Raw genomic sequence first — 25,881 nt, 5'->3', positions numbered from 1 at the left:
GCCTAAGGATCGTTGTGAGGGCGTGGGCCAGTGTGACTGGATCAGCGGGAAAATGAGTGTTATGGCGAGTTCACGCCATGGAGCCCATCAAAAAGTCGAACTCAAACGCATGCTTCTGATGTCAAAACCCGAATGAGACAACCCGGTTGAATCAATTTCTATCATTGTGTTTAATAAACCGTCTACCGCAGTTTCTACAAATTGACTGACTAGATTGAAGCAGCGGAATTCATGTCAAATTCGGAGGTAAATGATGGCTTATGAATAAAAGTAGAAAGCAAAACTTTGCGTCATTTGTATTCAAAGCTCACTTATCAATAACATAGTCCATTCATCAAAATGATCCATACCTTGATAAAAATCACCAAATCAATAATTACAAGACAGACCTATCTATATAGGTTATTTTTAATATTAATATTGATTTCGCATTCATCTGCATATGCATGGAAACCAGAGATTGGAGAGTATGCTGAAGCCATTAACAAGCTAGAGTATGTTGATGGAACCTCGTTTGATCTTCAAAAATTACGCGGCAAGCCAACCGTTCTTTATTTTGGTGCTGACTGGTGCCCCCATTGTGTAACAAAAGGAAGACCCGCCACCGAAGCTGTTGCCAAAAAATATGGCACATTGGGACTGCAAGTTATTTTTGTGAGTATGGATGATAATGAAAAACGTGACAAAAAAATCGAGGAATCCAAACGTATTGGCTTGACAATTTTAATGCCCAAAATTTCTTTGTGCCCACCATTCAAATGTCCAAGTGGTTTGAAACATATCGGTGATTTTGGACAGGTATATACCATCCCGTCAGCCTATCTACTTGATGCAGATGGTATCGTTCGGAGCAAAATAGCTGGTGGCAGAGATCTCGTGCGTGGTTTGGAAAATGCAGTGATCTCAGTAATGAAACTATCTAATAATCCAAATTAATCACACGTTGGCCTGCCCCAAGGACAAAACGGCACGAACCAGATCAGGCAACCGGTTCACGCGGGCCTTGGCATAGACCTCTTTCACATGTGAGCGTACGGTGTCCTCTGCAATACCCAGTTGGCGCGCCGTCGATTTGTAGCTTCCGCCTCCAGCCAGGGCGCAGGCCACCTTGGCCTGCGCATCGGTAAACCCATAAATGGCCCGAAGCCGATCCAAATCAGGCAAGGTGATCGCTTCCGGGTCGGTGATGAACACCACATAACAGGCATCCTCGCCGTGAAGCGTCCAGCCATCCGGCGCAGTTAATGGCGCACATTGCAAGGCGTAACAACACGGTGACGAACCGCTGCGCACCACCATGTACCTGTCGGAAAAATGAGCCGGATGGTGCTGATTAAGCTGAATGTCATCCATCCACTGTTGAAACCGGGACGCGTGTTTCAGCGGTGCCTGCAGTTTGCCCTGTGTGTTCACCGCCAAACCGTCGTCACGCTCCATGACCGTGCGGGCGGCCTCGTTGAGGTGAATAACTTCCTTGCGCTGGTTCAGAAGAACCACACCAAAAGCCAAACGGTCCAGTGTGGAAAGCAGCGTGGCGGCCCGCAGCTTGGCGGTGTCCAGCCGGTGCATCACACCCAGCGCACGTGCCAGATGAGGTATCAGCAGCCTCAACCAATCTTGCTCTTCATAACTGAAGGGCGGGTCTTCCAGAGGACGGTACACCGAGAAGGCGGTGGCCAACACGCCAGGTGCCCCGGCCAGGACACTGCATGCACACGTCCGGCCAATCCCCACCTGACACAAATATTCGCGGAAGTACAGGGATTGCTCCAACACCTCGCGTGGCACCAGATCCTCATCGGCATACACCGCGCCATCTATCCACAGGCCCCGGTCTCGCGCCGCCGCCGACCAGATGTCATGCTCAATGTAGCGGGTGGCCCAAAGTTGGAGATCGGCCTCGCTGAGGTTCCAGGGAAACAGCAGCCCGCCATGTTGCGGCCCCAGATAGGGCGTGAACAGAAGTCCCTTGTTGGCGCTCACGGACAACGCCAACTGCTCCACCACCAGACACCAGTGTGCAGGCTGCAACGCCGCCTCATAGATCAGGTGAATCAACCGGGAAAACTCAGCAGTGGTTCGACGGCTCGATGGTTCTGCCCGATCAGAGCAAAACGTCGTGCTCATTGAATGAACTGTTTGCAAAAACCTGCCTCCCCAAGTCTCACTTCATTAAAACAAGGTGCCACCGCTGACTCAGCAACCCCAGCACCAAGGCCCGCCGACAGGCTCAGGGTGAGTGACTGCTGGAATGCCGAACCATGAATTTACATATAAAAACATGCTCCAGCCCTCTCTATACAGGCGCAAGCAGCTATAAATTAAATAGCTGTCATCTCACGCCACCCGAGGCTTCACCTTGGAAGCCGCCAGCTTGGCATTGACGCGGGCTTGCTCCACATCGGCATGCGCGGCCAGGGCCACGCCCATGCGGCGTTTGACAAAACTCTCGGGCTTGCCAAACAGGCGGATATCGGTGCCGGGCACTTGCAATGCCTCGTCCACCCCGTCAAACACAATGCCTTGGGCATCCACGCCGCCGTAGATCACGGCGCTGGCACCGGGGTTGCGCAGGGCAGTGTTGACCGGCAGGCCCAGGATGGCGCGGGCGTGTAATTCAAATTCGCTTTGCCACTGGGTGGAAAGCGTGACCAGACCGGTGTCGTGCGGGCGCGGGCTGACTTCGCTGAACCAGACCATGTCGCCCTTGATGAACAGCTCCACACCAAACAAGCCCAGGCCGCTGGGATGCCCGTCCAGCCCGATGCCGAGGTCGTCGGTGACGGTTTTGGCAATGTGGCGGGCCTTCTCCAGCGCCACCGGGCTCATCGGGTGCGGTTGCCAGCTTTCTACGTAGTCGCCATTGACTTGCACATGGCCCACCGGGTCGCAAAAATGCGTTTTGATCTGGCCGTTGGCCCCGCGGGCACGCACGGTGAGCTGGGTGATTTCGTAGTCAAAGTCGATGAAGCCTTCGACGATGACCCGACCATGGCTGACGCGGCCACCGGCCATGGCGTAGTCCCAGGCTTTTTGCACATCAGCCGGGCCGCTGATCTTGCTTTGGCCTTTGCCTGAGCTGCTCATCACCGGCTTGACGATGCAGGGATAGCCAATACCTCCGTCAATGGCGGCTTGCAGTTCAGCCAGCGAGTCACAGAACTTATAGGGGCTGGTCGGCAGGCCCAGCGTCTCGGCGGCCAGACGGCGGATGCCTTCACGGTCCATGGTCAGGCGGGCGGCGCGGGCAGTGGGGATGACGCGCACCACACCGGTGGCTTCCAGCACTTCGAGCATCGGGGTGGCAATGGCCTCGATCTCGGGCACCACCAGGTCGGGTTTTTCTTCTTCGATCAGCTCTTTCAGCATGGCCGGGTCACTCATGGTGATGGTGCGGGCATGGTGCGCCACTTGCTGGCCGGGCGCGTTGTCATAACGATCCACCGCAATGGTTTCCACTCCCAGGCGCTGCAAGGCGATCAAGACTTCTTTGCCCAACTCGCCGCTGCCGAGCAGCATGACTTTGGTGGCATTGGGAGACAGGGGGGTACCGAGGGTGGTCATGAGATGTTGCGCGGCAAAGCGTCCGTGGTTGAAAAAATACGCCAATTTTAGGCAGGGACGGGGAGCATTTGGAGTGGGGTTGGTGGGAGGCCTGCCGGGGGTGGGCTAATGGGGGATTCTGAATTTATCAACGTTTGAATTCATCAGATTGCGAGGCTTTTCGCACAGTCTGATGAGTTGGCTCACTGGCTCATTTCAGTGGTGATACCGAAGAAACGTTACTAATGTTGACCTCGCCTATTGTTCGGTCGAAGTCAAGTGAAGCAATCCGTTCGATTGACTTTGCGGCGCTCGTACCAGCCCGATTAAGTCGGACAAGAAGCGATTTCAGGCCCTTTAAAGTTACTACGATCACGTGATCGCCAGCTTCTGAGATGGCTCTGGGTACCTCATAGGTGGTGGGCGGATACTTCAACCTTTTCGTGGGTTCGAATACTGCGCGGTACTTTTCGATTCTTGAGCGCAAAGCTTCTGCATCAAGTTCTCCAAATAGTCTCATTGAGTAGTTAGCACGGTCGGGGGCATTTGAATCCCAAAGAATGACTGATTCGTGCTCAGTGACCAAGCTGTCAAGGGACTTCGCTTGGTACACATCGTCCAGAGATAAGCCCTCTTTCAGCGTAAATATTGGTGCGGGAGTCACGAGGATCGCACAGGCAATTGTGACGTTAATGTCTTCATCGTGTATGTCAGTGATCTGAGATGATAGGGCTTGCGTCGCTAATCTTGGCATGGCGTACCGAAGCTGGGTGGCTCCCCTGTGTATTGCCGTTTCGTCAAATCCACTGTCGAATAGCGAAATACCGCGAATGCAATACGGCATATCGTTTTCAATTGAGTCCAGAAGCTGGCGATTCGTCACCCGCTTGTTCGCAGCTTGATCAAAAACGCGCACCGCACCACCAAACAATTCGGCAGTTTTCGGATAAGGAAGAAACAACCACTTTACGCCTGGCGATGCGTACTTGCATTCAATCAATAATTGAAGCGTAGCGAGCCAGTGAGTATCTGTGGAGTATTCTTTGTGCGCCTCGATGTCGACGGAAAAGTCGACGCTCGCACCGGATTCGTTGTTCCGCGCATAAGCGTATTGGCCCCAGACAGTCCACTTGAGCTTTGCAAGTTGCTCTGCAACAGCATGCTCAAGAGGGAGACTGCTTTTTAACAGCGAGTCTTTCCACTTTCCTTCACTCATAACAGCAGCCACTCCCAATGTGTATCTATGTATGGAGACAAGTTGCGGCCTCTAGTATCAGAACCCAAAAACGCCTGAACCCCGCATGAAACAAGGGCTTCAGACAACCTCCATTCAAGTTCAAAGTTCATCACAGCTCCAGAAATTCCCGCACACCATTTTCAAATCCATCCAGGTGCTGATTCAATCACATAGGCAAGGTTCGCAACCTTCACTATAGCCCAGCAGACAACATGCCTCATGCCTGAGGGTGAGCCGCAGCAAGTGCGCGGTGCAGCGGGTTTACAGCAGGTCAATCGGGGGCGCAGGTCAACCAAAAAACCTGCAATCTGAAGATTTGATTTTCAAATTGCAGGTTTTTCAAAACCCATGCGATGCCCATCTGTGCACGCTGCCTGCTGGGCGCTGCTCATCCAACCAGTCTGCGCGACAATCCCGCCCATGACCCAATCCATCTTATCCGTTCAACACTTGGTCAAACGCTACGGTGAGGCCACCGTGGTGAGTGACATGTCTTTCTCGATTGCCCCTGGCGAATGCCTGGGCGTGATTGGCCCCAACGGCGCGGGCAAAACCACCACCATCCGCATGTGCCTGGGGCTGACCGTGCCCGATGAAGGCCGGGTCACCGCGTTTGACCTGAACATGCCCGCCGACGCGCTGGCGATCAAGGCGCAACTGGGCGTGGTCAGCCAGTTTGACACGCTGGACCCTGACTTCACCTGCGCTGAAAACCTGCTGGTTTATGGCCGCTACTTTGGCATGAAAGACGCGCAAATCAAGGAGCGTATTCCGGCACTGCTGGAGTTTGCATCCCTCACCAGCAAGGCCAACGCCAAGCCCGGTGAACTGTCTGGCGGCATGAAGCGCCGCCTGAGCCTGGCGCGGGCGCTGGTCAACAACCCGCGCCTGCTGCTGCTCGACGAGCCCACCACCGGGCTCGATCCACAAGCCCGCCACCTGATGTGGGAGCGGCTGCAACTGCTGCTGACACAAGGCAAATCGATCCTGCTCACCACCCACTTCATGGACGAGGCCGAGCGCCTGTGTAACCGGCTGCTGGTGGTCGATCACGGTAAAAAAATTGCTGAAGGTGCGCCGCGTGACCTGATTCGCCAGTACCTTGAGCCCGACGTGGTCGAGGTGTTTGGCAACGGAGCCTTGGCGCTGGTGGACTCGCCCCTGAAAGCGCTGGCCGCGCGGGTCGAGGTGAGCGGCGAAACCGTGTTTTTTTACACCCAGGATGCCAAACCGCTGATGCAGGCCCTGGCCGCGTACCCCCAGTTGCGTACCCTGCACCGCCCAGCCAATCTGGAAGACCTCTTTCTCAAGCTGACCGGCCGTCAAATTCGTGAGGATGCATAACACTATGAATAACGAAGCTGCTTACGCAGACAAAACAAGGGCTACAGGCCAAATCAATGCCTCCATCTGGTGTGCACCACAACTTTCCATGCGCTGGTGGCCGGTATTTTTACGCAACTGGCTGGTGTGGAAAAAGCTCGCCATTCCCAGCCTGGTCGGCAATATTGCCGAACCGCTGATGTGGCTGGTGGCCTTTGGCTACGGCATGGGCGCGTTGGTGGGCAAGATCACGGTGGACGGCGTGCAAGTGCCTTACATCCTGTTTCTGGCCAGCGGCTCGATTTGTATGAGCGCCATGCAGGCCGCCAGTTTTGAGGCGCTGTACTCGGCCTTCAGTCGTATGCACGTGCAAAAAACCTGGGACGGCATCATGAACGCGCCGGTCAACCTGGACGATGTGGTGATGGCCGAAATGCTCTGGGCCGCCTTCAAATCCCTCTTCACCGTGACCGCCATCCTGGGCGTGATGCTGGCGCTTGGCATCAGCTACAGCCCCAAGCTGTTGGTGGCTTGGCCGGTGCTGCTGGGCGTGGGCATCACCTTCAGTTGCGTGGCGCTGATCTTCAATGCGCTGGCCAAGGGCTATGACTTTTTCACCTACTACTTCACCCTGTTTCTGACCCCGATGATGTTCCTGAGCGGCATCTTCTTTCCGCTGGAGCAGTTGCCCGCCGTGGTGCGCAGCATTTCCAACTGGCTGCCATTGACCAATGCGGTGGCCCTGGTGCGCCCCTTGTTCATGGACCAATGGCCGACCGAGTGGCTGCGCCCGCTGGGGGTGCTGGCAGCTTATGCTGTGGTGGGGTTCTGGGTAGCGCTGGCGCTCACGCGCAAGCGGTTTCGCGGGTAATAGCCATCTTTTGATACTTCGGCAGCATGAAGAGTCCGATCATTTCGTCGCTTCTTTCGCCTGAACACATTGCCATGGTGGACAAGGGGGTGTCCACCATCGTCAGCTCTTGTGATGCCGGTTTGCGCCCCAGCATCATGCGGGCCTTGGGCAGCAGCATCACGCCAGGTGGCGAATCTGTCACGGTCTACCTGTCGCGCAAACAGTCGCGCCAGTTGCTGCTGGATGTGGCGGCCACGGGCCGGATTGCCGTGGTGTTCAGCGAGCCGTTCAGCCATCGAACCCTGCAAGTCAAGGCCGCACAGGTGCGTATCCGCGCCGCACAAGCTTCGGACGAAGCACTGCTGCAGCGTTACCTGGCCGCTATGGAGTGCGAAATTGCCCGGGTCGGGTTTGATGCCCGCTTTACCCGCGCCATGTTTGCCGTGAAGCTGGATGACGTTGTGGCCATCAGTTTTGAGCCCGATGAAGCGTATGACCAAACCCCTGGCCCCAAAGCCGGAACCGCGCTACCCGTTGCCGGTGGGCACACCGCATGAGCACGCGAACGCTGGGGTCCATCAGGCCATGTCTGGAGGGTGCGATTCCGGCCATCATCGCCACCGTGGCAGCAGAGGGTGTGCCCAATGTGGCCTATATCTCGCAGGTGTACTACGTGGATGAGCGTCATGTGGCGCTGTCGTTCCAGTTTTTCAACAAAACGCGCAAAAACATTCTGAGCAACCCGTATGCGAGTTTGTTGCTGCTTCACCCTGTGACCGCCGAATTTTTCCGGCTGCACCTGCGTTATTTGCGCACCGAGACACAAGGGCCGCTGTTTGAGGGCATGAAGGCGCAGTTGGCTGGCATTGCGTCGCACAGTGGCATGTCCAATGTGTTTCGGCTGTTGGGATCGGATGTGTACGAGGTGCAGAACCTCGAAGCCGTGCAAGGCGACCCCTTGCCCGAGCCCCCGACACGTTGCGGCATGCTTGGTGCCTTGCGCCATTGCAGCGAAAGGCTATCGCGTTGCACGGCACTTGACGAGTTGCTCAATGCCACGCTGGCTGCGTTGTCGGACTTCATGGGTATTCGCCATGCCATGATCCTGATGCTTGATCCCGTCTCGCAGCGCTTGTACACCGTGGCCAGCGCAGGCTACGCCACCTCCGGGGTGGGGGCTGAAATTGACATGGGTGACGGCGTGATTGGTGTGGCGGCGCGTGAACGCACGCCGGTACGCATCACGCACATGACCAGCGCTTACCTTTACAGCCGCGCCGTTCGCAGCAGCCTGTGTGCCGACTTGCCCGGTCTGGCCCTGGAAACCGACATCCCCTACCCCGGTCTGAGCGAGCCGCACAGCCAATTGGCGGTGCCCGTGCTGTCGGTCGGGCGCTTGCTGGGGGTGTTGTTTGTGGAAAGCCCGCTTGACCTTCAGTTCAGTTTTGAGGACGAAGATGTGCTGGTGGCAGTGGCGGGCCACCTTGGCGCGGCCATTCAGTTGATGCAGTCGGCCACCGAAGCGGGGCAAGTCGAGTTGCCGCCGACACCCGCCCCGACACCCATTGGAACACCCCTGCAGGTGCGGCATTTCCGCGCCAATGACAGCATCTTCATCAACGAAACCTACCTGATCAAAGGGGTGGCTGGGGCTATTTTCTGGAAGCTGGTGTCGGACTATGTGCAGCAGGGCCGCACCGAGTTTTCCAACCGCGAACTGCGGCTCGACCCGACATTGGGTCTGCCGGATGTGACGGACAACCTGGATGCCCGCCTGTTGTTACTGCAGCGTCGTTTGGTTGAACACAGTGCGCCGATCCAGACGCAGAAAACCGGGCGTGGACGCTTCCGGCTGCTGGTGCAACGCCCACTGGAACTGGTGGACTTGGCCTGAAGGTGGCCGCACCGACATTTCAGGCCGTGACCAAGCCCGCGACCGGTGCCAGCCCCAGGCTGCGGGCGAGTTTGGCCCAGTCCGGGTCGCTCAGGAACGGGCGCACCTGCGCCAGGGCGGCCTCCAACACCGGTGCCGGGGCGTGGGCCTGCATGTCGCTTAGCAGCGCGGTGCGTTCGGCCGGGTTTTGGGCTGGCACCATCCAGCGCAGGGTGTACATCATGTCGGCTGGCGCGATGCTGCTCACTAGGCGTGTGTGCAGTTCCAGCAGCTCCGCGTCGGTGTAACGTGCCCACAGGATGGTGTTGTGGGCAGTTTCCTCAAGGTGCATGTGAGTGAAGTTCTGGCCGACAAACAGCGCCAGCTCGCGGTACAGCGCCCGTGCGGTGCTGGCCGCTTCCTGACCACCACTCAAGCGGCACAGGTTGGCGACGGTAGCCTGCAGGTGGGTAATGTCCTGCACATGACTCTCATGCTCATGGGCCAGTGCGGCGCTGGCACCAGGAGCCCGTGCTTCAATGGCTGGGTGGACAAACTCGTTTTCATGGCGCACATGGGCAGCGCAAAAATCCAGCAGTTCCAGCACACGACCACTGACCGAGCCAAGTTCCGCAGTGTCATCTGGATCCATACGACCGACCGCCAGCAGGGTGTCGCTCATCAGGGCACGCATGGCCTTGTGGATGTCAGCATACAGATCAAAACGCGAGGGGTGAGTGGCCGCAACAGCCTGGATTTCACGGGAATCAAATTTCATGGTGGTACTTCTTTCCGGGCACAACTGCCCTGTTTCGTTGTGGGTCCAAGATGCCCCATGCATCCGTGACCATGAAAAGAAGTTTAGAAATTTGCCCCCGATACCGTTGCTAAATAGTGCTTAAAGACTTGCTAAAAACCCCTTAGTAAAACGCTAAAAATTTCTTAATGCCGCCCAGGCCTGTCACTATTTGGCGGCGAACGAAGGGGCTGACGGCTTTCCACCTTGGACCACAGGGCCTGAATGTCAAGAAATTGCGGCTGGATGTCGCCAAAAATATGCACCAGAGCGGGCTCGAAATGGGCCCCGGCACTGGCCTGGATGTAGTCCCGGATTTTTGCGGATGGCCACGGCTCCTTGTAGGGTCGTTTCATGCTGAGGGCATCAAACACATCGGCCAGAGCGACGATGCGTGCAGCCTGTGGAATGGCATCACCCTTGAGCCCCCCAGGGTAGCCGCTGCCGTCCCATTTCTCATGGTGGTGCAAGGCCACTTCTGCGGCCAGCGTGAAAACGGGTGCAGCACTCATTTGCAAGATGTCCCACCCGATCTGCGGATGGGTTTTCATGATGACCCACTCCTGCGCGTCCAAGGGAGCGGGTTTGCGCAAAATGTCTTGGGGTATGCCGATTTTGCCGGTGTCGTGCATCGGGGCGGCCAGTTCCAGTTGGGTACAGCGCTCGGCATCCCAGCCGCAGGCTTGGGCCAGCAAGCGGGCGTAAGCGGCCATGCGCCAGATGTGGGCGCCGGTATCGGTGTCGTTGTAATGACCGGCCTGGCCGAGCATCAAAATCGCATCGCGGTAGCTTTGCTCCAGCACGGTGGCGCGCACCATGGACAGGTGGGCGCTGACCCGGGCACGCACAATTTGCGGCAGCACCGGTTTGCTGATGTAGTCGGCCCCACCGGCTTCAAAACCGGCTTCTTCGTGGGCCGAGTCGGCAAAACTGGTGACAAAAATCACCTGTAAGCCCTGGGCGGTGTCGAGCTGTTTGATCTTGCGGCACAGGTCGTAACCATTGATGTCGGGCAGGCCCACATCCAGCAACACCAGGTCGGGCTGGTGTTTGGTGACCGCGGCCAGCGTCTCCGCACCATTACGCGCGAACACCAAGCGGTAGCTGTCCGCCAGAATGGTCTGCATCAGGGCCAGGTTGGCGGGTTCATCGTCGACGATCAGAATGGTTTGAGAACTCATGGTCTACTCCTTGAGTGATAAGCCGTGCACACGGGCCAGCTCAAAGGTGTCGGCTTCTGCGCCACGAAAGTCATAACCCTGCACTTTGTCCGAGATGCTGGAGAGCGCCTGAGCTGGCAACTGTTTGGCCAGGATCGCCAGCAGACGCATCGCCGGGGCCGGGTTGTCGGTGTCGAGTGCCGCCAGCAAGTCGGTAAGTCGTGCCTGGAGCACCTGCGGTGAGCCCTCTGGGGTGTCAGCCACGGTGTTGGGTACAGCCAGTGGGGCAAATTGCGCGATTTCACTCACCACCCGTGTCAGTGCCATGCCAAGGCGGGCCAGCACCAGGGTAGGGTCGTAGCCTTTGGCCAGCACCCGTTCGGCCTCACCCGCCAGGCGGTGGGTATCGGGCAAGGCCAGATTGGCCGCCACGCCCGAGAGTTTGTGTGCCAACGCCGCCGCGCCAGCCATATCCTCCATGATCAGGCTGGCATTGATCACGTCGACGGCCTGACCGTAAGCACTCACAAAGCGGCGTAAATAGTCCCGGTAAGAGGGTAAATCTTTCCAGATCAACAAACCTTGCGCCACATCCATCACGGCCAGATCAACTGAAAGCGAGTCCATTTGACCTGGCACACCTGCTGGCGTGCTGGCTTGCACCGGGTGGTCCCCGGCATGGGCGGTAGGGGAAGGACGCCGCAAACGGGCAATCAAGGCAATCGTGGCGGGTACATCAAAAGGCTTGCTGATGAAATCACTCATGCCGGCGGCACGGGCCGCGTCCTGTTGCGACTTGAAGGCCCCCGCCGTCAGGGCAACGATGGGCAGGTTGTTGAACTGCGGCAGTTGGCGCAGTTGGCGTGTGGCTTCAATACCGTCCATCACCGGCATTTGCACGTCCATCAGCACCAGATCCACGTCCAGCGGGTGGGCCAGCAACCAGTCCAGCGCCGCCTTGCCGTCTTCGGCCAGGGTCACGATCGCGCCTTGCTCACGCAGGATGCGCAGAGCCACTTCACGGTTGATGTCGCTGTCATCCACGATCAACACCCGCACACCCATCAGTTCGTTGTTGGGGGTTTGCAGCAAGGCCTGCGGCAGGTCAGCATGGGCCGAGCGCCGGTGCTGCGCCTCCAGAACAGCGTTGTAAAGTGTGGAGGCCGTGACGGGTTTGTTCAAAATGGCATCCACCAGGTCCGCCCCAGGCTGGCTGGCCAGACTGGCCACCGAATAGGCGGTGGCCATGATGACGATGGGGCATTCTTCCTGCGCCACACCTTCGCGGATGGCACGCGCCGTGGCCAGCCCGTCCAGGCCGGGCATTTTCCAGTCCAGCACCACCACATGGGGTAGCTTGTCGCCCTTGTGCTGCAACACCTGCGCCAGCACCTCGGCCCCCGAATCCACCGCCTTGACCTGCCAGCCCAAACCCTCGGCGATGGCGCTCAGGGCGTGCAGAGCCACATCGCTGTCATCGGCGATCAAAGCCTCGACACGCACCATGTCGGGGGATGAAAACTCGGTGTTGGCAATCTGTTGCAGGGGTAGCGTGAACCAGAATTCGCTGCCCTGGCCCAGGGTGCTGGTCAAACCAATCTCACCGCCCATCAGCTGCACCAGCTGACGACAAATGGTCAAACCCAGGCCGGTACCGCCAAAACGCCGGGTGGTTGAACTATCGGCTTGGGTAAAGGCGGTGAACACCTGCTGCTGCAACTCGGGCGCAATGCCAATGCCAGTGTCCTGCACGCTGAAACGCAGCATGATGCGCTCATCGTCACGCGACAACAGCGCACAATGCAGCACCACCCGGCCAACGGCAGTGAACTTGATGGCGTTGCTGGTCAGGTTGTTCAGCACTTGGCCGAGTCGCAAGGCATCTCCCTTCACCATCGACAATCCCGTGGGCAGGGGGCCAATCACCAGCTCGATGTTTTTGTTGCCCGCCGCCAGGCCCATGGCATCGGCCAGGTTGTCAATCACGTCATCCAGCCGAAACGGGGCCTGTTCGATCACCAGGTGGCCGGCTTCAATTTTCGACACATCCAGAATGTCATTGATGATGCCCAGCAACGAGCGTCCGGAGGTTCTGATCTTGCGCACCATGTCGAGCTCATCATGCGCCAAGTGCGCCTGCTCCAGCAGGTAAGCCAGGCCCAGAATGGCGTTTAACGGGGAGCGGATTTCGTGGCTCATGTTGGCCAGAAACTCGGCTTTGCCACGGTTGGCCGTTTCTGCCGCATCACGCGCACCGGCCAGCGCCAGGGTGCGGCTTTGCACCAGTTCCTCCAGGTGATGGCGGTGTTGGGCCAGCTCCATGTCAAGGAGTTTTTTCTCGGTGATGTCTTGCACCGTGCCTTGCAGGCTGATGATGCTCCCCGCGCTGTTGCGCAGGGGCTCGCCTCGGGCGGTGATCCAACGGTGACTGCCGTCTGGGCGCACCACTTCGGCATCCACTTCGTAGGAGGTTCCGGTGGTTTGCGCCGCCTCTACCGCAGCAGCCAACAGGGCCCAGCTGGCCGGAGTGAAGTACTGCCTCACTTCTGGATAAGCCGCCGGGGGCAGTGTCGGATCACGCCCGTAAATGCGAGACACTTCTTCCGACCAGAAATGGGAATCGCGTTGGATGTCCCAGGCCCAGTTACCCAGGCTGGCCTGTCGCTGGGCCGCTTTCAGGCGTTCATTGGCTTCGTACCGGTCATGTTCCCGGTCAATATTAAAAGCCTCTTTTTGCCTGCGCCACCGTTGCAATCCGTACAAACTGCTGCAGCAGAGCAACACCAGCACCAAGTAAAACAAGCCATAGGTTAAAGCCTGGCGTTGTACGGGTGCGTTCATTGCAGACAAGAGGCGGCTGACACCAATTACCAGGGCTTCGTCCATGAACAGTTCTGCAGGCTGCATGCTGCGCATGGCAAACAAGCGTTGCTCGCCAGTAGCCAAGACCTCGCCCGAGAGCAAGCTGCTGACCTGCCCACTTTGCAGATGACGGCTGAACAGCGAGCCCGCCTGGGCCACATTGGTGCCATTGATGCCGGGTTTCTCAGGGAAGTTCATCAACTTGAGGCCCGAGCCATGGTCAATAAAGGCCCAGACATCGGGGGCATACACCAGAGATTTGAAAATGCTGGTGAAGTACTTGGGGTCCAGCGTGGCCAGTACCAAACCGGCAAATTCACCGTTCAGGCCGGGCACCATACGCGCCAGCGTCACCACCAGATCGTTCTGAACCGATTGAAAGGGGGCTGACAGGTAGAGCGTAGTGGGGTTGGGCCGATCCCGCACGGTCTTGAAATAGTCGCGCTGGCTGAAATCCTGGCCGATGAATTCCGGGCGATGCGCTGCGGTGGTGATGCCCTGCGCATTAAGTACCAATGCACCGCGAATGCCCAGCATGGTGTCTGACAGTGCGGCCAGACGGCGCGACACTTCTGCAACCGAATGGCTGTCGCCAGGCGTGCCGGGGTAATCCTTGATCACGCCGGCCAGCGCCCGGTTGGCGGCGGCCAGGTTCTCCTGAATGTCGCTGGCAATCACATGGGTCAGAACGTTCAGGCGCTCGCTCTCAGAGCTGCGAATGCGCTCAAACTCTCTGACCAGCACGTCAACAATCAACAGGCCGATCAAGGCCAGTGCCATCAGCAGCAGCATCCATTCAAACTTCTTGCGTTGAATAAGCGGAGTTTTGGGTTGGATAGTCATGGTCTCCCTGACGGGTGTCATTCAGCCGCAAACCGGAACGGTGGCCACAGCCTTGCGCACAGTGAGTTCAACGGCCCAGGACGTTTACCCAAAAAACCGACCTGGCGGATCAGCATAAGCCAGGGAGACACCATGGTCTGTGTGCTGGCGCACTTAAGGATACGTGTATTGTTCTGAAGCCGACGGGCGTGGCCCGCAAGAAACGGCTTAAATGTTCATAACCGCTATTTAAACAATAGCTTATGACGCAGGTGATACGGTGACTACAAGCCGTTTTCTATATTCTGCGCAGCTCGAACGCGTAACCTACCGCGCCGCCTTGATCATGTCTGCCGCTTTCTCGGCAATCATGATCACCGGGGCGTTGGTGTTTCCACCGACCAGACTGGGCATGATGGAGGCATCGACCACGCGCAGGCCTTGCAGGCCGTGCACTCGCAGTTGGGCATCGACCACGTCCATCTCGCCTGGGCCCATGCGGCAACTGCCCACCGGGTGGTAAATGGTGTCGGCCAGGTTGCGAATGGCTTGCTCGATCTCGTCATCGGTTTGGGCCTGGGCAGTGGCGGCCAGTTCGCGCCCGCCCAAAGGGGCCAGGGCTGGCTGGGCCAGGATGTGGCGCATCAGCTTGAAGCCTTTGATCATGCGGTCCATGTCGTCACGGCTGGCCAGAAAATCGGGGTCAACCAGTGGCAAGGCCCGCGGGTCGCTGCTGGCCAGACGCACGCTGCCGTAGCTCTTGGGGCGCAGCAGGCACATGTGGCAGGAGTAGCCGTGGCCCAGCGTGGTGGTGCGGCCATGGTTGATGAGTTTGCCAATCACAAAGTGCAGTTGCAGGTCAGGAATGGCCTGCGCCGGGTCACTCTTGATGAAGCCACCAGCTTCGGCAAAATTGGTGGTAAGCATGCCGCTGCGCTGATTGCGCCAGTCGAACACACCCTTGAGCAGCTTGACCGAGCCCCCGAGCGAAACGCCAAAAGTGTCCTTGGCACGGGCCGCATCCACCACCTGAACCACGTCAATATGGTCTGAAAGCTGCTGGCCGACACCGGGCAGTTCATGAATGGGGGCAATACGGTGCTCCAGCAAATGGGCTTTGGGGCCGACACCGGAGAGCATCAAAATCTGCGGCGACTGAATCGCCCCGGCGCACAGCAGCACCTCGCGCTGGCAGTGGAGCTGCTTGGTTTGCCCCTCGTGCTCAAACTCCACACCGATGGCCCGCTTTTTCTCAAACAGAATGCGGGTGGTCAGCGCCCCGGTGAACACCTGCAAATTGGGGCGCTGCAGGTTGGGGGTCACATAGGCTTTGGCGCTGCTGTAACGCTCACCGTTTTTGTGTGTCACCTGGTAGTGGCCCACGCCTTCCTGGTCGGCCCCGTTGAAATCGGCGTTGCGCTTGAAACCGGCCTGCTCACCAGCTTGCACAAACAGCTCGGCCAGCGGGTTGGGGCTGCGCAAGTCCATCACATTGAGTGGCCCGCCAGTGCCATGGAAATCGTCTGCACCGCGCTCGTTGTGCTCGGCCTTTTTGAAATAGGGCAGCACATCGGCATACGACCAGCCGGGGTTGCCCTCGGCCGCCCAGCGGTCGTAATCCACAGGGTGGCCGCGGGTGTAGATCATGGCGTTGAGCGAGCTGGAACCGCCCATCACCTTGCCACGTGGCTGGTAACCGCTGCGGCCGTTCAGGCCAGGTTGGGGCACGGTGTTGAGATTCCAGCCGTTCAAGGCAAATTTGGCCATCACCGCCAAACCGGCCGGGCAATGGATCAGCACACTGCGGTCTGGCGGGCCTGCTTCCAGCAGGGCCACGTTGATGTGAGGGTCTTCTGACAAACGGCCCGCCAACACGCAGCCCGCCGAACCGCCGCCGATGATGATGTAGTCAAACATGCTGTTCTCCAGTCACAACACAAGGAACTCTTGTGTGCGCGCTGAACGTTACCGTAAAAACAGGGCTTGTAAATCGTTCAAGAAGTCTAATCCGCGTACGCTGGGTCGCACATGAGACCCCTCGCGCAGCAACAGGCCTTGTTGTTCAGCCTGTTGCAAGGCGGTTTGAATACTGGACAAGGGCAGACCGGTGCGCTCGGTGAACCAGGGCAGCTCAAAACCACCGGCCAGGCGCAACGCATTGAGCATGAATTCAAACGGCAGGTCGGCACGCTTGACCTCGTTTTCTTGCGCCACACAGTGCCCGGCCATGGCTTGCGCCATGTAGCGCACCGGGTCGCGCAGGCGCACCTGGCGCACCACGCGGTGGGCAAAACTGAGCTTGCTGTGCGCCCCGGCACCAATACCCAGGTAGTCGCCAAACTGCCAGTAGTTCAGGTTGTGCTGGCAGGCATGGCCAGCTTGGGCATAGGCGGACACTTCGTAACGCTGCAAACCAGCGGCAGCGGTCATGTCCGAGATCAGGTCCAGCATATCGGCCGCCAGGTCGTCATCTACCGGCGCGGGTGGGTATTTGGCGAAAACCGTGTTGGGCTCGATGGTCAGGTGGTAAATCGACAGGTGTTGGGGCGCAAACGACAGCGCGGTGTCCACATCGGAGCGCAACTGCGCCAGCGTCTGGCCGGGCAGCGCGTACATCAAGTCCAGATTAAACGTATCAAAAACTGTAGCTGCTTCTGCAAGTGCATCAAGCGCTTGAGCCCGATTATGTACACGACCAAGGGTGTGCAAGAAAGCATCATTGAAACTTTGCACGCCCACCGACAAGCGCGTCACCCCGGCGGCGCGAAAGGCCTTGAAGCGGTCTTTCTCGAACGTGCCGGGGTTGGCCTCCAGCGTGATTTCGGCATTGGCCGCCAGTTTGAGACGCGCCCGGATGCCGCCAATCAACTGGTCAATGGCTTGCGGTGAAAACAGGCTGGGAGTGCCGCCCCCCATGAACACGGTTTGGACGCTACGGCCCCAGATCAGCGGCAGCGCGGCTTCCAGGTCAGTCATCAAGGCATCCAGATAAGCTTGCTCGGGCAGCTCATGGCTGCGCATTTCATGCGAGTTGAAGTCGCAATACGGGCATTTTTTCAGGCACCAGGGCAGGTGCACATACAGCGACAAGGGTGGCAGCGTCTGCAACTGCAGCGTGCCCGCACGCATGTAGTGCTGGATGTCGTGCGGCCTGAGAGCCTCGTCTGACGTGGATGATTCGGACTGGATCGGGATCACAACCAGCGCTCACGCATCATGGCCACCATGGCCGCAGCAGCGCGCCCGCGGTGGCTGTTGGCGTTCTTCACCTCGATCGGCAGTTGGGCAAAGGTGAGGCCAAAGTCAGAAATGAGCATCACCGGGTCAAAACCAAAACCGTTGTTGCCGAGGGGTTCACGGGTGATCTGCCCCACCACCCGGCCAACGGCCACCAGTGGTTCGGGGTCTTCCGCTGAACGCAAGGCCACCAGCGTACAGACCATGGCGGCACGCCGGTTGTTGATACCTTGCATCTGCTCCAGCAGAGCCCACACGTTGTTGGCATCACTCTTGGGGTAGCCAAACTGGGTGGCATAAAACGCGGTTTGTACACCGGGCAGTCCGCCAAAGGCATCCACACACAGGCCAGCATCATCCGCCACCGCGGGCAAGCCGCTGTGGCGGGCAGCGTGACGTGCTTTGGTCAGGGCGTTTTCAATGAAGGTGTGATACGGCTCGGGTGCCTCGGGGATGTCCAGACTACCCTGGGTCACCAAATCAAAGCCCAGCGGCGCAAACATGGCCTGCAGCTCCACCAGTTTGCCGGGGTTATTGGATGCCAACACCATTTTCATAATAAATTGACCTCTAGTGCTTATGAAGTATGCGCAAGCAGCTACTTATTTAATAGTGATGCCTGCTGCAGAGCAACCAGCTCACGGATGCCTTTGTCGGCCAGCGCCAGCAGTTTGTCCATCTCGGCACGGGTAAAGGCAGCCCCTTCGGCGGTGCCTTGCACTTCCACATAGTGCCCGCTGGCGGTCATCACCACGTTCATGTCGGTGTCACAGACTGAATCTTCGGTGTATTCCAGGTCCAGCAGCGGCGTGCCTTGCACAATGCCGACCGAGATGGCCGCCACCGCTTCGCGGATCGGCGACTGGCTCAGCCTACCAGCAGCCAGCAAGCCGTTGACCGCGTCTTGTGCGGCCACAAAAGCCCCGGTGATGGCGGCGGTGCGGGTGCCGCCGTCGGCCTGCAACACGTCGCAGTCCAGGTGCAGGGTACGCTCACCCAGCAAAGTCAAATCAAACACCGAGCGCAGGGCGCGGCCAATCAGGCGCTGGATTTCCTGCGTGCGCCCGGTTTGTTTGCCGCGTGCGGCTTCACGGTCACTGCGGCTATGGGTGGCACGCGGCAGCATGCCGTATTCGGCGGTGACCCAGCCCTGGCCACTGCCCTTCTGGTGCGGCGGCACTTTGTCCAGCACCGAAGCGTTGCACAACACACGGGTCGCGCCAAACTCGATCAGCACCGAACCTTCGGCATGGATGGTGTAGCCACGGGTGATGCGCACAGGGCGCAGGGCATCGGCGGCGCGGCCTTGCGCTCTGGAAAAATCGCTCATAAACAGGCTCTCAGGTGAAAGGAAATTCAGGTTCTTTTGATGGCGGAGCGGCGGATGGCTTCGTTGATCTCGGCAATGGAGCGCTCGATGGAGGCATCGTCCATGTCTTCCAGTGCATCATTCCACAGCCCGGCTTGCACCGTGGAGGCAAAAACCCCGTCGCTGATGGAGTCCGTGCTGACACTGCCACGGGTGGACTCAAAGTCGTCAGGGGTTTCCCACTCCAGGGCAATACAGGTTACGTTGTCACAGCCCTCGCCCCCCTTGCGCAACGCATTTTCAACCATATCCGGCACCGCATGCTCGACCGATTTCTGTGACAGCTCAAGCACAATTTCATCGTCTGTCATGACCGACCACAAACCGTCAGAACACAGCATCAAACGATCACCCTGCTGCAAGGGAACCGGCCCGGTCACATTAAACACAGGTTTGGTGGGTGAACCCAGGCAGGTAAACAACACATTGCGATTGGTGGCACGCACCGTGGGTGAATTGGGCGGGCGAGACAGGTTTTGTTCCAACAAGGAATGGTCTTTGGTGCGTGCGTGCAACTTGGCCTGGCGCACCATGTAAAAGCGCGAATCACCGCAATGCGTCCAGGTGACACTGCCCCCCTGCAGCACCGCCAACACCAGGGTGGTGCGGGGTGAGTCGAGCATGGCCCGATCTGCGGTATAGCTCAAAATTTGCTGATGTGCTGCAAGTAATGCCTGCGATAAAAACGCCCCGACATCGGGCAACTCAGGACGGGCATTTTTTTGGAAAAGGGCCGAAACCGCCTGCAAAGCCAGTTGCGCCGCCACCTCACCCTCAGGATGCCCCCCCATGCCGTCCGCCAACAGAAAAACTGCAGAGGCACGGGTGTAGCAGTACCCCATGCGGTCTTCATTTTTATCCCGGCCACCCTTGCGACTGACTTGAAATACAGAGAATTTCATTTCGCTTTTTGCCCGAGGTTAGTGGCCTTCGCCACCAGTTTTTTATTGCCAGCCACCATGGAATCAAACTGCAAACGCACCTTCTCTCCCACTGTGAGTTTGGTGTAACGCAGTTCACCCGGCCGGTTGAGTTCTTTTTGCAAGGCAAAGACCGATTGTGGTCTGGCCAGCGGGTCCATGGCCATACACCACTGCACCACTTCAATCAGGTTATCAGAATACACCCCCTGCAAGCGCTTTAATGCCAGCGTCATGCGGTCATTACCCATCCGTTGAGGTGCTTCGTTTGGCGGATAACCCTGCATACACGCGTACATACAAGCCCCAATCGCATAAATGTCAGTCCAGGGGCCCATGGCGCTGTCACGGCGGTACATCTCGGGCGCGGCAAACCCTGGCGTGTACATCGGCCGGATGAAATTTCCTTCTTTGCTGAGCACTTCACGCGCAGCACCAAAGTCAATCAACACAGACTTGTTGTCATCAGTGATAAAAATGTTGGCTGGTTTGATGTCCAGATGCAGCATTTTGTGCTGATGAACAATGCGCAAGCCGCGCAAAATCTCATCAAACAGCGACCGGATGGTGGATTCACGGAAAACTTTTTCCTGTTTCAGGTCCCGCGCAATCAGAATGTAGTCCTGCAGGCTGGCACCTTCCAGGTAATTCATCACCATGTAGACGGTTTCATTCTCACGAAAGAAATTCATCACACTCACCACGGACGGATGAGAAATTTGGGCCAGTGATCGGCCCTCTTCAAAAAAGCTCTTCAACCCCAACCGGTACAGCGAGAGTTTTTCTGGTGCCACCTGCGGCAACAGGGCACCAGGGGCACGAGTTGCCAATGAAGCTGGCAAATACTCTTTGATGGCCACCTGCAGGCCATCAGGTCCAATGGCTTGGTACACCACACCAAACCCGCCAGCAGCCACTCTACGGATGATCCGATAACCACCAATCAGGATATCAGGTGGAAGCGGTGAAGGTTTAACCTTGGCCATATTATTTAAGTTGTTGCGATACGCGCAGGGTCAGAACCGGGTTATTCTTGTTCACATTTCATTGAAGAAGCATTCAAATGTCAGTTTACAGCATGACCGGCTATGCCAGTGCACAACACAGCAATGCCAACACCAGCTCCGAAGAAGAGCAAAAAACCGTCTCCAACATTCGCTTGGGCGTAGAAATTCGATCTGTCAACAGTCGTTTCCTCGATCTATCCTTTCGGCTTCCAGATGAACTGCGGGCCTGCGAACCAGCCCTGCGTGAGCGGCTGACAGCGCGCCTCAAACGCGGCAAGGTTGAACTTCGCGCTGCACTTGAAAGCAACACCAGTGGTAACCTGCCAGATCCATCAATACGGCTGCTGCAGCGGCTCAACACGATTCAAGACAACGTCAAAGCCTGGTTGCCAGCCGCAACGACGTTGAGCGTGGCCGATGTCATCAGGCTGTCCAGCAATGAGTCAAGCGCTGCCAAAGATTGGCAACCTGAGCTGCTGGCCCTGGCGGATACGACCCTGAAAGCCCTGATGTCTGCCCGCGAACGCGAAGGCACCCGACTGGCAGCCATGCTGCAAGACAGAATCCAGCAACTGCGCATGTTGGCCGCACAGGCCCAACCCCTGATTCCCCAATTGGTAGCTCAGCAACGCCAGCGTTTCATGGATCGCTGGCAAGAGGCCATGGGCCTGGCTGATGGCAGCCATGTGCCAGAAGCTGCGCAAGATCGTGCTTTAACGGAAGCCACTGCGTTTGCCATTCGCATCGACGTGGCTGAAGAGTTGACGCGACTCAACTCCCATCTGGATGAGCTGGAGCGCCTTATCACCAAGGGTGGTGAAATCGGCAAACGCCTGGATTTTCTGATTCAGGAGCTGCACCGCGAAGCCAATACCCTGGGCTCCAAGTCGGCAGCGCTGGAGTTGACCCATATTTCCGTGGACATGAAGGTGTTGATCGAGCAAATGCGCGAGCAGGTACAAAACATAGAATAGCGCCCGTTTTACCCAATCTGAGAGCCAATGTGTATGGAGTATCCCGGTAACCTGTTTGTCGTCGCTGCACCCAGCGGTGCGGGCAAATCCAGTTTGGTCAAAGCCCTGATGGAGCTGGATTCGCATGTGCAACCCTCGGTGTCACACACGACCCGCGCGCCGCGGGGCCAGGAAAAACATGGCCGGGAATATTTCTTTGTCTCGAATGCCGAGTTTGATGCCATGGTGCAGGCCAACGCTTTTGTGGAGTGGGCGCATGTACACAACCACCGTTATGGCACCTCGAAAAAAGCCATTGAAGAGCGTATGGCCCAAGGTGCAGACGTGATCCTGGAAATTGACTACCAGGGAGCCCTGCAAATCAAAAGCATTTTTGCCAACGCCGTCACTATCTTCATCCTGCCCCCAAGTTGGGAAGAGCTGCGTTCCAGGCTTGAACGGCGCGGCGAAGACACCGCCGATGTGATTGAAGTGCGCCTGCACAATGCCGCCGTAGAGATGGCGCAAGCACATCAGTTTGACTTCGTTATAATCAACGAATCTTTTGACCGCGCCGTTTTCGATTTGAAATCAATCGTGCACGCACAAAGACTCAAGTATTTGGCGCAGCGCCGCGCCAGAGCTGAAACATTCAAAGCACTGCACATCTGACAGTGCTCCTCACTTGGTTTTGGAGAATTCATGGCCCGTATCACTGTTGAAGACTGCTTGCAGCAGATTCCGAATCGCTTTCAGCTGGTGTTGGCAGCGTCTTACCGTGCGCGTATGCTCAGCCATGGCCATACAGCCAAAGTCGAAAGCAAAAACAAGCCTGGTGTTACGGCTTTGCGTGAAATTGCCGCTGGGAAAATCGGCATCGAGATGCTGAAAAAAGTACCGCTTTAAATCCAGTTCTTTTTATCCTCAAAAGCACCGCTTGCGGTGCTTTTTTGTTTCAGCTTCAAAATTAACGACTCTGCACGCTATATTCAAGGCATGAGCCAACCACCAGCCAGTCAAAACCCAAAACCACTCAGTCCCGCAGAAGTCAATGCGGCATCGGCCAGTTTTGCCCGGCTGACCAGCAAGCTGGATTACCTCAGTACAGAAGATTTGAGTCAAGTCCGACTGGCTTATCGGTTTGCGGACGAAGCGCATCTGGGGCAACTGCGTAACAGTGGTGAGCCCTACATTACCCATCCTATCGCCGTCGCCGCCCAGTGTGCCGAATGGAAACTGGATGCCCAGGCTTTAATGGCAGCCCTGTTGCATGATGCGCTGGAGGACTGCGCTATCAGCAAAACTGATCTGATTGAACGCTTTGGCTCACCTGTGGCTGAATTGGTGGATGGGCTAACCAAACTGGAAAAGCTGCAGTTCAATACCCGGGAGGAAAATCAGGCAGAATCTTTTCGCAAGATGCTGCTGGCCATGGCCCGTGATGTACGGGTGATCCTGATCAAACTGGCTGACCGTTCCCACAACATGCGAACCTTGTCAGATGCACCCCGCAACAAATGGCATCGTATTGCTTCAGAAACTCTGGACGTGTATGCGCCGATTGCGCATCGGCTAGGGCTGAATCAGACCTACCGGGAATTACAGGATCTGTCTTTTCGCTACTTGCACCCTTGGCGCTATGCCGTTCTGTCCAAAGCGATTACCAAGGCTCGCAGTCGCCGCCGTGACCTGATCCACAAGGTGCAGGCTGACCTGGAAGAAACATTCAATCACTACGGCATGTCTGTGCACATTGCCGGGCGCGAAAAAACCCTTTATTCCATCTACAAGAAGATGGATGACAAAAACCTGAGCTTTGCCCAAGTCACCGACATCTATGGCTTCAGGGTGATCGTGCCGCACCTGATTGACTGCTACACCGCGTTAGGGCTGTTACATCAACTCTACAAACCGGTGCCAGGCAAGTTCAAGGATCACATTGCCATCAGCAAAATCAACGGGTATCAGTCGCTACACACCACCTTGGTGGGCCCCTCGAGTATCAACGTTGAATTTCAATTACGTACACAAGCCATGCATCTGGTTGCCGAAACGGGGGTCGCAGCCCATTGGCTCTACAAGGACTCCGGCCAGGACGAGGTCACACACCGTGACCGGATGGGTTCCAAATGGTTGCAGTCTTTACTCGACATTCAAGACGAAACACGGGACGCTGCCGAGTTTTGGGATCATGTCAAGGTTGACCTTTTCCCGGATGCTGTTTACGTGTTCACCCCCAAAAGCCGCATCATGGCCATGCCACGCGGTGCCACGGTGGTTGATTTTGCCTACGCGATCCACAGCAATGTAGGCGACCATGCGGTATCTGCCCTGGTGAACAACGAGCAAGTGCCCTTGCGGACCGAAGTCAAAAATGGTGATGTGATTGAAATCACCACAGATGCCAACTCCAACCCCAACCCTGTATGGCTTGGCTTTGTGCGGACGGCACGTGCCCGCTCCAAAATTCGCCAGAACTTGCGCACCATGGCGCAAGCTGATTCCCAGCATTTGGGTGAAAAAATGCTCACCCAGGCTATCCGAGCTGAAGGTATTGAAAACCTGCCTGACAGCTCAGACCCCAACGACGTGACATGGGATAAGTTACTGCGGTTCAGCGGTAACAAATCACGCGCCGAATTACTTACCGACATTGGCTTGGGTAAACGCATTGCCAGCATTGTGGCCAAACGCTTGGCCAAACTTCTGGCTGATCGTGGCGAAAAACCGGATGTTCTGTTGCTGACACGCGAACGTTTCTCCGCCAGTGATGCGGTTGCACAACCCGCCGTACAAATTGACGGTAGCGAAAACACCTCTGTCCGTTATGCCCAATGCTGCAGACCCATCCCGGGTGACACCATTGTGGGCTACCTCGGTCGTGGTGAAGGCTTGACGATACACACCCAAACCTGTCAGGTTGCCCAAAAACTGCAATACAAAGACAGTGAACGTTTCATTAATGTGGAATGGGCAGATGAACCCGTCAGAGCTTTTGAGACGGGCGTGATTGTGACCGTCAACAATGGCAAAGGTGTGCTGGCCAAAGTGGCAGGGGCACTCGCATCCGCTGAAGCCGACATCACTCACATTGACATGGCAGACGAATCAGACCAAGGTGCCATGGATCTGAAATTTGTGATTTCCATTCGAGATGTGCAACAACTCGAAGCCGTGTTACGTAACCTGCGCCGCACCCCGGCCGTCTTGCGCGCCCAACGAATCACCAATGCCAACTCACTTACGGGCTAATTGGGGCAGGATAAGTGACCTGCAGAACCTCAATCTCCATCACACCATTGGGCGTAATGAGCTTCAGAATATCGCCCTGACGTGCTTTTAAAAGAGTTCGTGCAATAGGCGACACCCAACTCACTTCCCCGTGCGCACTCACCGCCTCATCAATACCGAGAATGGTGACGCTGCGCTCGGTACCGGTCGTTTCCACATAAGTCACCGTTGCGCCAAAAAATATTTGCTCATTTCCATGATGTACCGATGGATCGATCACCTCGGCGATTTCAATGCGCTGGGTTAAAAACCGAATCCGACGATCAATTTCACGCAATCTTTTTTTGCCATACAAATAGTCGCCATTTTCAGAGCGATCACCATTACTTGCAGCCCAATGCACCACATCCACTATTTTGGGGCGCTCTATATCAATCAATGCCATCAACTCCTGGTGCATCTGGGCATAACCCGCCGGGGTCATGTAATTTTTACCAGAAACAGGTAGCACTGGAAGTTGCAAGTTCTCGTCATCCTCGTTATCTGACTCACGCGTAAATGCTTTGCTCATGATGCAACTCCAAGATAATTGACCTTGCGATTGATAGTAAGGCTTTATATTCGGCTCCAACGTTCACCCAGGCAAAAATGCAGCTACAACCGCCCAATCATTCAAGACCACAAGCGTAGTACAG

General features: G+C 57.0%; 22 protein-coding genes. 9 read left to right on the top strand and 13 right to left on the bottom strand.

From position 1 onward, the window contains the following. The first annotated feature begins 339 nt into the window (after nt 1–339). Nucleotides 340–936, top strand: coding sequence for a TlpA family protein disulfide reductase (locus LDN84_RS04525; RefSeq protein WP_223909089.1), 597 nt, complete (start codon nt 340–342; stop codon nt 934–936). On the opposite strand, the gene LDN84_RS04520 is transcribed toward LDN84_RS04525, so the two are convergent. The 3 genes from LDN84_RS04520 to LDN84_RS04510 form a co-directional block, all read right to left on the bottom strand. Continuing rightward, the gene (locus LDN84_RS04520; protein ID WP_223909087.1) at nt 937–2,127 is read right to left on the bottom strand and encodes a helix-turn-helix transcriptional regulator; all 1,191 of its coding nucleotides are present in this window, start codon (nt 2,125–2,127) and stop codon (nt 937–939) included. A 210-nt stretch (nt 2,128–2,337) separates the two neighbouring features. Next, nucleotides 2,338–3,564, bottom strand: coding sequence for a formate-dependent phosphoribosylglycinamide formyltransferase (gene purT, locus LDN84_RS04515; protein ID WP_223909080.1), 1,227 nt, complete (start codon nt 3,562–3,564; stop codon nt 2,338–2,340). A gap of 190 nt (nt 3,565–3,754) precedes the next feature. After that, entirely contained in the window at nt 3,755–4,759 is a 1,005-nt protein-coding gene (locus tag LDN84_RS04510) for a hypothetical protein (RefSeq protein ID WP_223909077.1), read from the bottom strand. A 441-nt stretch (nt 4,760–5,200) separates the two neighbouring features. On the opposite strand from LDN84_RS04510, the gene LDN84_RS04505 reads away from it, so the two are divergent. From LDN84_RS04505 to LDN84_RS04490, 4 genes are read left to right on the top strand one after another with little or no spacing between them, the layout of a single operon-like run. Next, nucleotides 5,201–6,124 (top strand): ATP-binding cassette domain-containing protein, encoded by a 924-nt coding sequence (locus LDN84_RS04505; protein ID WP_223909075.1) that lies wholly within the window; start codon nt 5,201–5,203, stop codon nt 6,122–6,124. A 4-nt stretch (nt 6,125–6,128) separates the two neighbouring features. Continuing rightward, nucleotides 6,129–6,974, top strand: a complete 846-nt coding sequence (locus tag LDN84_RS04500; protein ID WP_223909068.1) for an ABC transporter permease — start codon at nt 6,129–6,131, stop codon at nt 6,972–6,974. A 26-nt stretch (nt 6,975–7,000) separates the two neighbouring features. Then, on the top strand, nt 7,001–7,513 hold the full coding sequence (locus tag LDN84_RS04495; protein WP_223909065.1) for a hypothetical protein: 513 nt from the start codon (nt 7,001–7,003) through the stop codon (nt 7,511–7,513). Continuing rightward, nucleotides 7,510–8,850 (top strand): GAF domain-containing protein, encoded by a 1,341-nt coding sequence (locus LDN84_RS04490; protein ID WP_223909063.1) that lies wholly within the window; start codon nt 7,510–7,512, stop codon nt 8,848–8,850. Before LDN84_RS04495 ends, LDN84_RS04490 begins: the two co-directional genes overlap by 4 nt. Before the next feature lie 19 nt (nt 8,851–8,869). Here the strand turns inward: LDN84_RS04490 and LDN84_RS04485 are convergent, their stop codons facing one another. The 9 genes from LDN84_RS04485 to LDN84_RS04445 all read right to left on the bottom strand — a co-directional run bounded on the left by LDN84_RS04485 (nt 8,870) and on the right by LDN84_RS04445 (nt 20,981). Next, nucleotides 8,870–9,607: a hemerythrin domain-containing protein gene (locus tag LDN84_RS04485; RefSeq protein ID WP_223909061.1), complete on the bottom strand. Its 738-nt coding sequence runs from the start codon at nt 9,605–9,607 to the stop codon at nt 8,870–8,872. Nucleotides 9,608–9,771: 164 nt separating this feature from the next. Then, nucleotides 9,772–10,806: a response regulator gene (locus tag LDN84_RS04480; protein ID WP_223909059.1), complete on the bottom strand. Its 1,035-nt coding sequence runs from the start codon at nt 10,804–10,806 to the stop codon at nt 9,772–9,774. Between the two features lie 3 nt (nt 10,807–10,809). Then, entirely contained in the window at nt 10,810–14,490 is a 3,681-nt protein-coding gene (locus LDN84_RS04475; RefSeq protein ID WP_223909057.1) for a response regulator, read from the bottom strand. 306 nt (nt 14,491–14,796) lie between these two features. Next, nucleotides 14,797–16,386 carry a GMC family oxidoreductase gene (locus LDN84_RS04470; protein WP_223909055.1) on the bottom strand — a complete coding sequence of 530 codons (1,590 nt, stop codon included), beginning with the start codon at nt 16,384–16,386 and terminating at the stop codon, nt 14,797–14,799. Nucleotides 16,387–16,434: 48 nt separating this feature from the next. Further along, nucleotides 16,435–17,667, bottom strand: a complete 1,233-nt coding sequence (gene hemW / locus LDN84_RS04465) for a radical SAM family heme chaperone HemW (protein ID WP_223909052.1) — start codon at nt 17,665–17,667, stop codon at nt 16,435–16,437. Next, a complete protein-coding gene (gene rdgB / locus LDN84_RS04460) occupies nt 17,664–18,263 on the bottom strand; it encodes an RdgB/HAM1 family non-canonical purine NTP pyrophosphatase (RefSeq protein ID WP_223909049.1) in 600 nt (199 codons plus the stop codon). Before rdgB ends, hemW begins: the two co-directional genes overlap by 4 nt. A 41-nt stretch (nt 18,264–18,304) precedes the next feature. After that, nucleotides 18,305–19,036 (bottom strand): ribonuclease PH, encoded by a 732-nt coding sequence (gene rph, locus LDN84_RS04455; protein ID WP_223909041.1) that lies wholly within the window; start codon nt 19,034–19,036, stop codon nt 18,305–18,307. A gap of 26 nt (nt 19,037–19,062) precedes the next feature. Further along, complete coding sequence (locus LDN84_RS04450) at nt 19,063–19,977, bottom strand: PP2C family protein-serine/threonine phosphatase (RefSeq protein ID WP_223909038.1); 915 nt, start codon at nt 19,975–19,977, stop codon at nt 19,063–19,065. After that, a complete protein-coding gene (locus tag LDN84_RS04445) occupies nt 19,974–20,981 on the bottom strand; it encodes a serine/threonine protein kinase (protein ID WP_223909036.1) in 1,008 nt (335 codons plus the stop codon). The genes LDN84_RS04450 and LDN84_RS04445 overlap by 4 nt, the downstream gene beginning before the upstream one ends. A gap of 77 nt (nt 20,982–21,058) precedes the next feature. Here LDN84_RS04445 and LDN84_RS04440 point away from each other — a divergent pair, with 77 nt between their 5' ends. From LDN84_RS04440 to LDN84_RS04425, 4 genes are all read left to right on the top strand, one after another. Next, nucleotides 21,059–21,976: a YicC/YloC family endoribonuclease gene (locus LDN84_RS04440; RefSeq protein ID WP_223909034.1), complete on the top strand. Its 918-nt coding sequence runs from the start codon at nt 21,059–21,061 to the stop codon at nt 21,974–21,976. A gap of 33 nt (nt 21,977–22,009) precedes the next feature. After that, nucleotides 22,010–22,627: a guanylate kinase gene (gene gmk, locus LDN84_RS04435; protein WP_223909031.1), complete on the top strand. Its 618-nt coding sequence runs from the start codon at nt 22,010–22,012 to the stop codon at nt 22,625–22,627. A 30-nt stretch (nt 22,628–22,657) separates the two neighbouring features. Beyond that, nucleotides 22,658–22,861: a DNA-directed RNA polymerase subunit omega gene (gene rpoZ / locus LDN84_RS04430; RefSeq protein ID WP_223909024.1), complete on the top strand. Its 204-nt coding sequence runs from the start codon at nt 22,658–22,660 to the stop codon at nt 22,859–22,861. A 90-nt stretch (nt 22,862–22,951) separates the two neighbouring features. Next, on the top strand, nt 22,952–25,207 hold the full coding sequence (locus LDN84_RS04425; protein ID WP_223909018.1) for a RelA/SpoT family protein: 2,256 nt from the start codon (nt 22,952–22,954) through the stop codon (nt 25,205–25,207). Here LDN84_RS04425 and greB read toward each other — a convergent pair. Then, nucleotides 25,197–25,757, bottom strand: a complete 561-nt coding sequence (greB, locus tag LDN84_RS04420) for a transcription elongation factor GreB (protein ID WP_223909015.1) — start codon at nt 25,755–25,757, stop codon at nt 25,197–25,199. The two genes, LDN84_RS04425 and greB, sit on opposite strands and share 11 nt — an antisense overlap. Between the last annotated feature and the right edge of the window lie 124 nt (nt 25,758–25,881).

Origin of the sequence: Rhodoferax lithotrophicus, from assembly GCF_019973615.1 — a bacterium.
Lineage (GTDB): Bacteria > Pseudomonadota > Gammaproteobacteria > Burkholderiales > Burkholderiaceae_C > Rhodoferax > Rhodoferax lithotrophicus.
Note: the sequence above shows the minus strand (reverse complement) of the source record. Positions and strands in the feature narration are given on the sequence as shown.